The sequence below is a fragment of the Vallitalea sp. genome (assembly GCF_025211055.1).
Lineage (GTDB): Bacteria > Bacillota > Clostridia > Lachnospirales > Vallitaleaceae > Vallitalea.
On the sequence record NZ_JAOARO010000036.1, the window covers coordinates 1 to 12,285 of the forward strand.

The 12,285-nt window shown below is 28.7% G+C and carries 11 protein-coding genes; 10 read left to right on the top strand and 1 reads right to left on the bottom strand.

Annotated elements, in window-relative coordinates; translation table 11 throughout:
• Positions 1-307 precede the first annotated feature (307 nt).
• Both N4A55_RS04885 and N4A55_RS04890 read left to right on the top strand, forming a co-directional pair.
• The gene (locus tag N4A55_RS04885) at positions 308-1,924 is read left to right on the top strand and encodes an ABC-F family ATP-binding cassette domain-containing protein (RefSeq protein ID WP_293754385.1); all 1,617 of its coding nucleotides are present in this window, start codon (positions 308-310) and stop codon (positions 1,922-1,924) included.
• A gap of 50 nt (positions 1,925-1,974) precedes the next feature.
• Positions 1,975-2,871, top strand: a complete 897-nt coding sequence (locus N4A55_RS04890; RefSeq protein WP_293754386.1) for a S1-like domain-containing RNA-binding protein — start codon at positions 1,975-1,977, stop codon at positions 2,869-2,871.
• 88 nt (positions 2,872-2,959) lie between these two features.
• On the opposite strand, the gene N4A55_RS04895 is transcribed toward N4A55_RS04890, so the two are convergent.
• Complete coding sequence (locus tag N4A55_RS04895; RefSeq protein ID WP_293754387.1) at positions 2,960-3,607, bottom strand: FMN-dependent NADH-azoreductase; 648 nt, start codon at positions 3,605-3,607, stop codon at positions 2,960-2,962.
• A gap of 324 nt (positions 3,608-3,931) precedes the next feature.
• Between N4A55_RS04895 and N4A55_RS04900 the strand changes: the two genes are divergently transcribed.
• The 8 genes from N4A55_RS04900 (at position 3,932) to N4A55_RS04935 (ending at position 12,273) form a co-directional block, all read left to right on the top strand.
• Positions 3,932-5,101, top strand: coding sequence for a CD0519/CD1768 family membrane protein (locus N4A55_RS04900; protein WP_330666317.1), 1,170 nt, complete (start codon positions 3,932-3,934; stop codon positions 5,099-5,101).
• A gap of 94 nt (positions 5,102-5,195) precedes the next feature.
• On the top strand, positions 5,196-6,071 hold the full coding sequence (locus N4A55_RS04905; RefSeq protein WP_293754388.1) for an aldose 1-epimerase family protein: 876 nt from the start codon (positions 5,196-5,198) through the stop codon (positions 6,069-6,071).
• 132 nt (positions 6,072-6,203) lie between these two features.
• Positions 6,204-6,338, top strand: a complete 135-nt coding sequence (locus tag N4A55_RS04910; protein WP_293754389.1) for a hypothetical protein — start codon at positions 6,204-6,206, stop codon at positions 6,336-6,338.
• Positions 6,339-6,527: 189 nt separating this feature from the next.
• Positions 6,528-8,312, top strand: a complete 1,785-nt coding sequence (locus tag N4A55_RS04915; RefSeq protein WP_293754390.1) for a methyl-accepting chemotaxis protein — start codon at positions 6,528-6,530, stop codon at positions 8,310-8,312.
• Positions 8,313-8,539: 227 nt separating this feature from the next.
• Complete coding sequence (locus N4A55_RS04920; protein ID WP_293754391.1) at positions 8,540-9,109, top strand: flavodoxin family protein; 570 nt, start codon at positions 8,540-8,542, stop codon at positions 9,107-9,109.
• Between the two features lie 155 nt (positions 9,110-9,264).
• Positions 9,265-9,453 carry a hypothetical protein gene (locus N4A55_RS04925; protein ID WP_113671035.1) on the top strand — a complete coding sequence of 63 codons (189 nt, stop codon included), beginning with the start codon at positions 9,265-9,267 and terminating at the stop codon, positions 9,451-9,453.
• Positions 9,454-9,631: 178 nt separating this feature from the next.
• The gene (gene fsa / locus N4A55_RS04930; RefSeq protein ID WP_293754392.1) at positions 9,632-10,276 is read left to right on the top strand and encodes a fructose-6-phosphate aldolase; all 645 of its coding nucleotides are present in this window, start codon (positions 9,632-9,634) and stop codon (positions 10,274-10,276) included.
• A gap of 977 nt (positions 10,277-11,253) precedes the next feature.
• A complete protein-coding gene (locus N4A55_RS04935) occupies positions 11,254-12,273 on the top strand; it encodes a hypothetical protein (protein ID WP_293754393.1) in 1,020 nt (339 codons plus the stop codon).
• The last annotated feature ends 12 nt before the right edge of the window (positions 12,274-12,285 follow it).

The window sequence follows — 12,285 nt, forward strand, 5'->3', positions numbered from 1 at the left end:
AAGAATATTAGAGAGATGGCATTTACGGAAGAATGCCACAAGCCCATCTATATAGCCCTTGTCTTTATAAGCACTATTAATTAATAGTATTTTTTAAAATTACTTTGAGTAATTTTCATTAAGAAAAATTTTCATGCGTATACCGTGAATAAATGGGTAGATGGTATTGACAAAAGCTAATATAATATATTTCAATAAAAAATAAAATAATATATTTCTTTTTTCTTAAAAACAGTGTATAATATAACAAACTATAAAGCGTGCTTAGCACGCTTTTTATATGTGAATATTGGAAGGAGAAATACAATTGATTACAGTAACAGAACTAGAACTCCAATTTGGAACGAAAAAATTATTTAAAGATGTTAATGTAAAATTTACACCAGGTAATTGCTATGGGGTAATAGGTGCTAATGGAGCAGGAAAATCAACTTTTCTTAAAATTTTATCTGGTGAAATAGAGCCTACTAAAGGAGAAGTAAGTATTACCCCAGGAGAAAGACTAGCAGTTTTAAAACAAGATCATTTTGAATTTGATGATTGCATTGTTTTAGATACAGTTGTTATGGGACATAAAAGATTATATGATATAAGAATAGAAAAAGATGCATTATACATGAAAGAAGATTTTAGCGAAGAAGATGGTGAACATGCTTCAGAATTAGAAGCAGAATTTGTTGAGCTTGATGGTTGGGACGCAGATACTAACGCAGAGAAATTACTCATGGGTCTTGGAATTGAAAAAGACTTACATTATAAGACAATGAAAGAATTAAAAGGTAGTGAAAAAGTAAAAGTATTATTAGCACAAGCATTATTTGGTGAACCAGATATTTTACTACTTGATGAGCCTACTAACCATATTGATTTTAAAGCTATTGCATGGTTAGAAGAATTCTTAATTACTTATGAAAAAACAGTTATAGTTGTATCTCATGATAGACATTTCCTTAACAAAGTGTGTACTCATATGTTGGATATTGATTTTAGTAAAGCAAAACTATTCGTAGGTAACTATGATTTTTGGTATGAATCAAGTCAGCTTGCATTAAAACTTATAAATGACCAAAACAAAAAGAAAGAAGAAAAAATTAAAGAACTACAATCATTTATTGCGAGATTCAGCTCTAATGCATCAAAAGCAAAACAGGCTACATCAAGGAAAAAATTACTTGACAAAATAACTATCGATGATATTCAACCTTCTTCAAGGAGATATCCTTTTGTGGGATTTAATCCAGAAAGAGAAGCTGGAAAAGACATTCTCATGGTTGATGGAATCAGCAAGACTATTGATGGAGTTAAAGTGCTTAATAATGTTACCTTCACTATAGCAAAAGGTGATAAGATTATCATTCTTGGAAAGAATGAAATTGCTAGAACAACATTATTTAAGATTTTAATGGGAGAGATGGAGCCAGACGAAGGAACATACAAATGGGGAGTTACAACTAAAAGAGGATATTTACCAAAGGATAACTCAGAATATTTTAATGATGTGGATACTAATCTTATTGATTGGTTAAGACAATTTTCTGAAGAAAAAGCTGAGTCATTTATTAGAGGTTTCTTAGGTAAAATGTTATTCTCAGGGGATGAACCATTGAAAATGGCTAAGGTTCTATCTGGTGGAGAAAAAGTTAGATGTATGTTCTCAAAATTAATGTTGTCAGGTGCTAATGTTATGATGCTTGATGAACCTACCAACCATCTTGATCTTGAATCAATTCAAGCAGTCAACAATGGTCTTATAGCATTTACAGGTACATTGTTATTTACTTCTCATGACCATAAATTTATACAAACCATTGCTAATAGGGTTATTGAAATAACTCCAGCAGGAGTATTCGATAAGAAAGTAACATTTGATGAGTATATTGAAGATGAAGATGTTATTAAGACATTAAAAGAAATGTATAGATAATATTAAATACCATAAAATAATTATATAAATATAAGTAAAGCAGGTGACTTATGATAAAGTTAGGTAAAGTACAGTTATTAACAGTAAAGAGATTATCACCCATAGGAATATTTTTAACTAGTAATGAAAATGAGAAGAAAGAAGAAGAGGGGTTCATTTCTGATCATTATCTAGACGAAAAAAAAGATAAGGAAAAAGAAGAAGTTCTTTTACCAAAGAAACAAGTTCCAGAAGGCATTAAAGTGGGACATCAACTAGAAGTTTTTATTTACAAAGATTCTAAAGATAGACCAATAGCAACTACAAGAAAACCTAAACTTGTTCTCGGTGAACTGGCTCCATTAAGAGTTGTTCAACAAACAAAGATAGGTGCTTTTATGGATTGGGGATTGGAACGAGATTTATTCCTTCCATTTAGAGAGCAGACAGATAAAGTTCATCTTAATAATGAATATCTAGTATCATTATATGTTGATAAGAGCGAAAGATTATGTGCAACTATGGATGTCTATAAACATCTATCTAATGAATCACCTTATAAAAAAGATGATACAGTAAAAGGGATTGTTATAAGTGTTAAAGATGAATTAGGTGCATTTGTAGCTATTGATAATAAGTATAATGGACTAATTCCTAAGAATGAGCTTTTTAGTAACATAAAATGTGGAGACCACTTTGAGGGACGTGTAACTAAAGTCAGAGAAGATGGAAAACTCAATATTAGTTTAAGACAAAAAGCTTATATACAGATGAATGATGATTCTAAAAAGATTATGGATAAATTAAATAAGAACAATGGTAAATTAAACTTAAATGATAAAAGTTCTCCAGATAAAATAAAATCTGAACTTAATATGAGCAAAAATGCATTCAAGAGAGCAATAGGTAGACTTCTAAAAGAAGGTAAAATTAAATTCGTTGGTAAAGGTATAGAAAAAATAAAATAGCATTTTGAAATTACATGTTTGTTAATTATTAAAGAAGGGATTGGTAGATAGTATGATTAGCCAATCCCTTCCTTATTATATTGTTTAACTAAAAAAATTCTATTATATCATCAATTTCTTCAGTTGCATTTTGAATTGCCATATCTCTACCAACTGAACTGTCATCTACTCCATCTACAAGTATTTTGTCAAATTTTTTCAATCCTAGAAACTTAAAAATGTCATGTAGATAATTTACTCCTTTATTCATGAAAGGAGATATAAGAAACGGGATTTTAGCACCAGAAGATTGAATATATATCATTTTTCTTTTCTTATCTCCTAATAATCCAGAAACTTTATTATTGACAGTATCTATATTTATTAATTTTTTATCTTGTATAATGCAATCAAGATATTGTTTTAACATTGATGGGAAAAAAATACTCCACATTGGGGCTGTGATAACATATTTATCAGCTCTTAAAAATTGATCACATAGACCTCTTATTTGTTCAACTTGTTGCTTTTCTTCGTCAGAAAGCTTATCATAATCTTCACCACTTGCTAGGGTAGCTCTTGAAGTAAATAATTTGTAATTTAGTATTGGTATATTTGCATCATACAGGTCTAATTCTTCTATAGTATCATTTGGATTTAATTCTTTGTACTTATTAATAAATATTCGACCTACCGTTTTACTGGTTGATAAGTTTTCAGGTTTTGAATTAACAGTTATATATAACAATGTAGCCATACAAATCTCTCCTTTTGTTGTTTTATAAGTTTTAATAAATAGTAAGCTACTTTACCACTATCTATAGTTTGCTGTTTTTTATATAAATTTAAACATGAATTAATAAATAAAATATATTGTCCTTTTGTATACTAAAATGTAATATATTTTAACCTAGATATAGAGGGTGTTTAACAAAATATATAAACTAGTTGTACGCCAAACAAAAACAAATATATAATAATTAATAAAAATCATAAAAATAACATAATAAAGTGTTTGACTGGCGGACAAATTCTTCATATAATGAGGAAGTAGATAGATTAAATATAGGAGGATAAAAATGTGGAAAACAACGTAAATATTAAAAAAGCCATAAGTGTAGAAGGACTTATATCACTAATTATAATTGGAGTTTTTTTTACATATCTGTGTAGTATTATGGGAGTAGTTAACATGTTTAATACCTTAATCAGCACAGCACATGACTTACTAATTAATACAATATTTTTTATAATGGGCATAACAGTACTTGCAGGAGCATTTGGTTCGGTTTTATCAGAATTCGGAATAATATCAATTCTTAATAGACTATTATCATGTCTTATGAAGCCTCTGTATAAAATGCCAGGTGCAGCAATATTAGGAGTTGTGACTACATACTTATCAGATAATCCTGCAATCATTACTTTAGCTAATGATAAAGGATTCAAAAGATATTTCAAAAAATATCAATTACCGGCACTTACTAACATAGGAACGGCTTTTGGAATGGGGCTTGTTGTAACATCTTTTATGATAGCTCAGCAGTCTCCTATTGGTGAGAGTTATGTATTACCAGCATTAATCGGGAATATAGGAGCTGTTATTGGCAGTGTTATAAGTGTACGTATAATGCTATGCTTTACAAAAAAGGAATATGGTATGGATGAAATGGCTGTTGAAGGCAGTGACAAGTCTTTTAACATGTTAAAATATAGAGAAGTTAGAGAAGGTAATATAGGTTCTAGACTTCTTGAATCTTTATTAGAAGGCGGTAAATCAGGGGTAGATTTAGGTCTTTCTATTATACCAGGTGTTTTAATCATTTGTACTTTGGTTATGATGCTAACTAATGGACCATCAGTTACAGGAGTATATACTGGTGAAGCATATGAAGGAGTTGGTTTGTTTACATTCTTAGCTGCTAAACTTAATTTTATATTACATCCTATGTTCGGATTCAGTAGCTATGAAGCAGTATCAGTTCCAATTACATCATTAGGTTCTGTTGGTGCTGCTATAGGACTTGTACCAAAATTATTGAAGGAAGGTCTTGTTGGTGGTAACGATATAGCAGTTTTTACTGCTATGGGAATGTGTTGGAGTGGTTACTTAAGTACACATGTAGCAATGATGGATAGTCTGAAGTGTAGAAACCTAACAGGTAAAGCTATTATAAGTCATACTTTTGGTGGTTTGGTTGCAGGTATATCAGCACATTGGATTTATGAAATATGGATGAATATATTCTAATCAATAATTAGGTTTTAATATTGACTTTTTACATAATATAATGTAATAATACCTTAAGTGGCTTATTATTAACAAACAAGATGGAGGAATAAATATGATAAATGTATTAGAAAATGACGTTCTAAGAATTGAAATTGATAGTGTTGGAGCAGAGTTATCAAGTATAAAAACTAAAAAGGATGGATTAGAATTTTTATGGCAAGGGGATCCGTCAGTATGGGCAAGAAAATCACCTATATTATTTCCTATTGTTGGGAAATTAAAAGATAACGAATATTTTGTTGAAAATGAAAAATACGAATTAGACCAGCACGGATTTGCTAGAGATATGGAATTTCAAGTAGAACCACATGATAAAGAAATACTTGAATACAAGCTTAAATACAATGAAGAATCACTAAAAAAATATCCTTATAAATTTTTGTTAACCATTACTTATGAATTAAAAGGCAATAGTCTTAGAATAGGTTATAAAGTTAAGAATATAGATTCAATTGATGTATATTTCTCAATAGGTGCACATCCTGGATTTAATATGCCTATTATGAAGGAAGAGAAATTAGAGGATTATTATCTAGAATTTGATAAACTTGAGACAGTGGATAAATATCAACTAAATACTGAGAACAATGTTTCTTTAGAAAGTATACCATTTCTAAATAATGAAAAAGTAATACCTATGACTAAAGATATATTCAATAATGGGGCAATTATCTTATTAGATGTAGTATCCACCAGTCTAGCATTAAAAAGCAAGAATAATAGTAGAGAAGTATGTGTTGAATATGATGGATTTCCATATTTAGGTATTTGGGGACACTCAGATAATTCTCCTTTTGTATGTATTGAGCCTTGGTACGGAGTCACTGATTTTGAAGATACAGATAAACAATATAAAACAAAAACAGGTATTCAAAAACTAGAAGTATCAAAAGAGTTTATAGCTAATTATTATATTAACATAAAATAATATCTAACCATGAGCAAGCTAATGCTTGCTCATAATCATTTATTAATTTATATAGTAATTTAGTAATAAAAATTTTAATCAAGAACATACTATAAACATAAAATACTAGAAAAAAGAATGAGGTGATAATTAATGCCAAAAGATAGTCAACCAGATAATAAAAGAGCGAGAATGGAAAAAAGCAATTATCAAACGCCTATAACAAGAGAAAATATGAATTATAATCCGAATAAAAAAAAGCATTCAGTTAAAAATAATGACGTATAAACAAGCAAATAAAAGGGATGTCATATAATATATTTATAGTTCTTAAGACCTATATTATATATATGTTATACATTCCTTTTATGTTGAGTAATTTAATCCTTTAGTTGAAAAAATTGCATTGTTTTGATATAATTACAATAAAGATTTTCGTCAAAATTCTACAAAAATGATAAGATGGGTGGTAATATAATGACAAAGGATAAAGATTTATCTATTAGGAATTATTCGAAATTGTATGACATCAAAAGTTGCATTATTTTAAGTGTATGTGTAATTGCGAGCATAGTTGTAACATTTTTGATACAGGATATACTTATCGTAAGTATTATAACATTATGTATACTATTAATAGGCTTGATATTATTAAGAAAATTTAGCAAGTATGATAAACAGAAAATCAAAGATATACCAGACGAAATGTTAGAAGAACAACAACTAAGAGATAGATTAGAGAATCTATTAGAAAATGCAGAAAACGTTACACAAAGTGGTTTTGGAAAACAAATTCCTGTTGATTCCAATGATGAAATAGGAAAATTAGCAGCTACTTTTAATTACTTATTAGATAATGTAGGTAATTTTGTAAAAGAATTAGATGAAATATCAGAAGAATCTTCAGATACAAGTAGGAATCTAGCTGATATAACACATAGAACCTCTTGTGTTATGCAGGAAGTATCTACAACATTACAGGAATTAACGTCTAATACATCCAATCTGAGTGGAAGTATTGAAGAAATTGCAGAAGGTGCTTACAAAGTAGAAGAACTTACTAATGAAGGAATCACGTCATTAAGAAACCTAGAACATAAAATGGAGAATATAGTTGAAAATGCTAATTCTGCTACTCTTAGTATAAAAGAACTTAACTCAGCCTCTAAAAAAATGCAGGGTATAATTGATGTTATATCCAATATAGCAAAACAAACGAATCTACTAGCTTTAAATGCTGCAATAGAAGCTGCAAGGGCAGGCGATACTGGAAAAGGGTTTGCAGTTGTTGCAGATGAAGTTAGAGAGTTAGCAGGAAATACTCAAGATTCATTAAAAAGCATAAGTGAACTAATTAGTACTTTTTCAAAAGAAACTATTAAAACAGTAGATATAATTGACTCTAACAACAAAGATATAATCCAAGGGGGTCAGATATTAAAAGAAACCTCTGAAACATTTAATGTTATTGCACAGAATATAACAAATATGGTTGATGGCATTAAAAATTCAGCAGATGCTAGTTCACAAATTGCTAATGGTAGTAAAGAAATTGCTTCTGCAACAGGTGTTCAGACTAATGCAATAGCTGATATAGCTGATCTTTCTCAAAAATTATCTAATATGGCATCAGAATTGAAAACAACTCTATCAGATACTCAGATAGGAGGAGCAAATCTTGATTTTGACTTAGTAGCCAATGATAATAGTATAAAAATAATTTCAGAAAATGATAAAAAAGATCTGAAAGGATCTTTGGGAATAGATAATAAATATATAATTGGTATTATAGCAAGACTTGAACCGGTTAAAGGTTATGATTTCTTAATTGATGGTCTTAAAAAAGTATTACCAAATCATAACGATGTAGTATGTATTATAGTTGGTGATGGGTCGCTAGAAAATAAATTAAAAGAAAAAGTTAAAAAAGAGCAGTTATCGGATAGAATTCTATTCTTAGGTTATAGAAAAGATATATTGAAGTTATTAGCTATAATGGATCTTGTTGTATTGACTTCTGAAAAGGAAGGTATGCCACCAAGAACATTAATGGAAGCAATGGCTTCAAGTAAACCTATAGTTGCTACCAATGTAAAAGGTAATAGTATGTTAGTTAAAGATAATAAAACAGGATTATTAGTTAATTATAATGATGTGGATAATCTAACTAGATGTTTAGAGTTCTTTGTTAAAAATCCTAGTATTGGTATGCAATATGGTAATAAGGGAAGAGAACATCTTGAGAAATTAATAAATAACTAAATAACTAATGTGGATATTCAAGTAGTTCAGAAAAAATAGTTTGTTCTGACGTGGTTTTTGCAAAAAAGTATACTGCAGTATTATCACAAAATATTTTTTCTTCTAGTGCGATTGATTTTATATATAATTTAATATAAAATAATAGGATATTAAATAATAATTTAGTACGTTACTTAATATTTTATAATGATAGGTAAAAACATTATTAAGTTATATTGGAGGTAAATATGAAAGTTATAGCGTTTAATGGAAGTCCTAGAAAAGAAGGCAATACATATACTTTATTACAGACAGTTTTGAAACAATTAGAAGAGCATGGTATAGAAACAGAACTTATACAAGTTGGAAATAGGGATATACATGGATGTATTGGTTGTGGGAAATGTAGGACCAATGGTAATAATAGATGTATATTTGATGATGATATCATTAATGAATGTATTGAAAAGATTGTTGAAGCAGATGGTATAATATTAGGGTCTCCGGTTTATTTCGGAGGATTATCTGCTCAAATGAAAGCGTTTATTGATAGAGTAGGTTATGTAACTCGTCCAGAACGTTTATTAAAAAGAAAAGTCTGTTCAGCCGTTGTTTCACAAAGAAGAGACGGAGCAATTGCAGCATTTAATTCAATGAATAACTTGTTTACTATATCAGAGTCTATAGTAGTAGGAGCAAATTATTGGAATCTTGGCTTAGGTAGAGCTGCTGGTGATGTTGTTAATGATACAGAAGGTATAGAGAATATGAAAAATCTTGGTGATAATATGGCTTGGTTGTTGGATAAGATCAAATAATAATTTAAAAAAAATGTAAATGACCAAGAAATTAGTGAACTGATACTAATTCCTTGGTTTTGTTTTCCTGGGAAATATCTGTTGTAATAATAATATAGAATATTACTATGAAAATGGGTTAAAATAAATATGATTAAATTTCTAGGAGGTATATTATGGAGTTATCACCAAAAGATTGTTTGAAAAAAGCTATATTGGATACACAAGAAAAAGTACGTGACTATGAATCTCACGCAAAAAATATAGACGACCAAGAAATTAGTAGCTGTTTTAAAAAATTTGCAGAGGAAGAAGGACATCAAGCTGTAAAGTTACAAGAGCTGCTTGATAAATGTGATAATTAAAAACTACAAAAATATTATTAGTTAATTAGATTAAGCCTTACTGCCTGTGAGTGCTTTTTCTTTAATTAACTTTTAATGAAAATAACAAATAGTAAAATATATAGGTAAAACACTTTATAATTCATTGGAATTCTGATAATATTAATATGTAAAAATTTAAGAAGGGAGATAGGAAAAAATGAAAATATTTATTGATACAGCTAATGTTAATGAAATAAAAGAAGCAGAGGAAATGGGTGTAATCTGTGGGGTTACTACTAATCCTTCTTTAATAGCAAAAGAGGGTAGGGATTTTAAAGAAGTCGTTACAGAAATAACAAGTATAGTTGATGGACCAATAAGTGCTGAAGTAATCAGCCTTGAATCTAAAGGTATGATAGAAGAAGCTCGTGAGCTTACTACCATACATAAAAATATCGTAATCAAGATTCCTATGACTATTGAAGGTTTGAAAGCAGTAAAAATACTTGCTTCTGAAGGGATAAAAACAAATGTTACATTGATATTTTCAGCTGCACAAGCATTACTTGCCGCAAGAGCAGGGGCTACTTATGTTAGTCCTTTCATAGGAAGATTAGATGATATTGATACAGTTGGTATGGACCTGGTTGAAGATATATCAGAAATATTTTATATACACGATATAAAAACTGAAATTATAGCTGCTAGTATTAGAAGTCCTCTACATGCTTCACAAGCTGCTTTAGCAGGAGCAGATATTGCTACAATACCACACAAAGTTCTGTTGCAAATGACTAAGCATCCATTAACAGACATAGGGATTGAGAGATTTCTTAAAGATTGGGAAAGTGTTTCAAAGTAAATGTTGAATGGGGCTGATTAATCAGCCCCATAATTATGTCAAAATTCATTGTTGGAGTTTAGGCTCTTCTTAATTTCACGAGGACTTTTATTAGTATATTTTTTCATGAGATGGTCGATAATGCTCTTTTATAAATATTTTTCCAAGATACTCGGAATTATAGCCTAGAATACCAGATATACTTTTTAATGTAAGTTTGTTTCTTATGTTTTTATTCACATATTCTTGCATATAACTGATATGTTTGAACTGCTTGTGTTTTTATGGTAACTATACTCTTTATAAAACTCTTTTAGATAGATATTAAAGAATTGAAGCATAAGGTTCAATTTAACAAAAATCTATCTAATTATATTCAATAGGTGAAGAGTAGATTTATTTAATTCAGTACAAGATTATTATTGTTATTATATATCCTTTAAGTTATTGACTTTTAGTATGCTTTTGAGAAGGTTTTGTAGTAATATATGAATAATTGACAAAATTTTAGCTAATATATATAATTTATTTAAGTGTTATTTAAGAGTTATTTTAGTGAAACAATTAGGAAAACCAAAGAAACTTATTACAATATAAGATATAAATATGATAAGTTCTATCTAATATATGGGAGAATTAAAGTAGAAAGCATGTATAAAAAATTATAATTTTAGTAATTCTAATAGGTAAAACTGGATGTAATAAACCTAATAATTTGCCAGAAGAAGTAGAACAAATCGTTAAGTTAGAGAATAATCAGTTATGGTATTTTAACATCACATATGACCAATATAAAAATAATATTCGGTCATAATAACGAAAAATATAAAGGGAAAGATTTAATCGGTTTAGATATAAATAAAATAAAAGATACAGAGCAAAAATGAACAAATCTGTTATATGGCTTTATGACATAGATAAATTAAAGGTAGAAGTACAGATTTCAGAACCAATTTCATTTATAAAAACAATAAATCCGTTAACAGGGGGAGAATAATTTGCAAATAGAATTGTCTAGCAAACAAAAGAAGTTTATAGATAAATACATGAAAAAATCAGCTAAAGACATATGGGAAGAAAAGCTGATAAATCTAAAAGGCATAGTACTTAATGGGGAAGAAGATAATCAACAGATAGAAGATAAAATCAACGAATGGATTTTAGTTGACATTAAAGTGGCAGAAGAAAACACTAAACCATATAAATGTGTATGTGGACGTTCGTTAAGATATCAATATGTAATTAAACACAGAATACTTGATATAACTTATAATCTTGGTTGTGAATGTGTTAAAAAATATACCGGTATAAATAGTAAATTAGTGAACAGAGTACTACTTAAAAAACAAGAACTAAACAGTATGGTTGATGAAATAATAAGAAAATTAAACGAATCAGAAATTGATAGACAACTGTATTTGTTGGATTATGATGAGATACCCAATATAATTAGACAACAATTATTGATTGGTCTACCATTAACCGATAAACAATTGGAAAAAGTTTTTAAGGTTATTGGTAAAGTTAATGATAAAAAGAATTATAATAAAAAAGTACATAATGTAATTCAAAAATTAACTAAAGAACAGCTAGAGTTTTTGAATAAATTGGATTACGAAGATAAACAACCACTAATTATATCACTAATGGATGGTAAAAAAATATATAGTATGGATGAACTAAAGGGAGTAGAATTATCTGATATAGCGTTAAGAAAAGTTGAGTTAAACTTACCATTTACAGATAAAGAAGTCAGAGACATCAAAAAAGGTAAGAAAACAGAGGATATCAAATATATTGAGATTGCCAGTAAAAAACTTAATAAATCCCAATATGAATTTTGGTGTAGCAGAATGTCTCTTAACCAAAGAAAAGAAATTGCCAAATACATTATAGAGGGAAAAAATATATGTGATAATAGACTTGTAAGAGGAAAATCCTTAGATAAAAACATAAAAAAACAAATCCAATTAGGAATTCCATTGACAGAAAAACAGATGAAAAGTCTAGACATATAGCATTATTAGTAG

Excerpts from the sequence above, each read along its gene's own strand:
- N4A55_RS04915 (WP_293754390.1), top strand. The coding sequence starts at position 6,528 with ATGACAAAGGATAAAGATTTATCTATTAGGAATTATTCGAAATTGTAT.
- N4A55_RS04920 (WP_293754391.1), top strand. The coding sequence starts at position 8,540 with ATGAAAGTTATAGCGTTTAATGGAAGTCCTAGAAAAGAAGGCAATACA.
- fsa (WP_293754392.1), top strand. The coding sequence starts at position 9,632 with ATGAAAATATTTATTGATACAGCTAATGTTAATGAAATAAAAGAAGCA.
- N4A55_RS04895 (WP_293754387.1), bottom strand. The coding sequence starts at position 3,607 with ATGGCTACATTGTTATATATAACTGTTAATTCAAAACCTGAAAACTTA.
- N4A55_RS04905 (WP_293754388.1), top strand. The coding sequence starts at position 5,196 with ATGATAAATGTATTAGAAAATGACGTTCTAAGAATTGAAATTGATAGT.
- N4A55_RS04925 (WP_113671035.1), top strand. The coding sequence starts at position 9,265 with ATGGAGTTATCACCAAAAGATTGTTTGAAAAAAGCTATATTGGATACA.
- N4A55_RS04890 (WP_293754386.1), top strand. The coding sequence starts at position 1,975 with ATGATAAAGTTAGGTAAAGTACAGTTATTAACAGTAAAGAGATTATCA.
- N4A55_RS04910 (WP_293754389.1), top strand. The coding sequence starts at position 6,204 with ATGCCAAAAGATAGTCAACCAGATAATAAAAGAGCGAGAATGGAAAAA.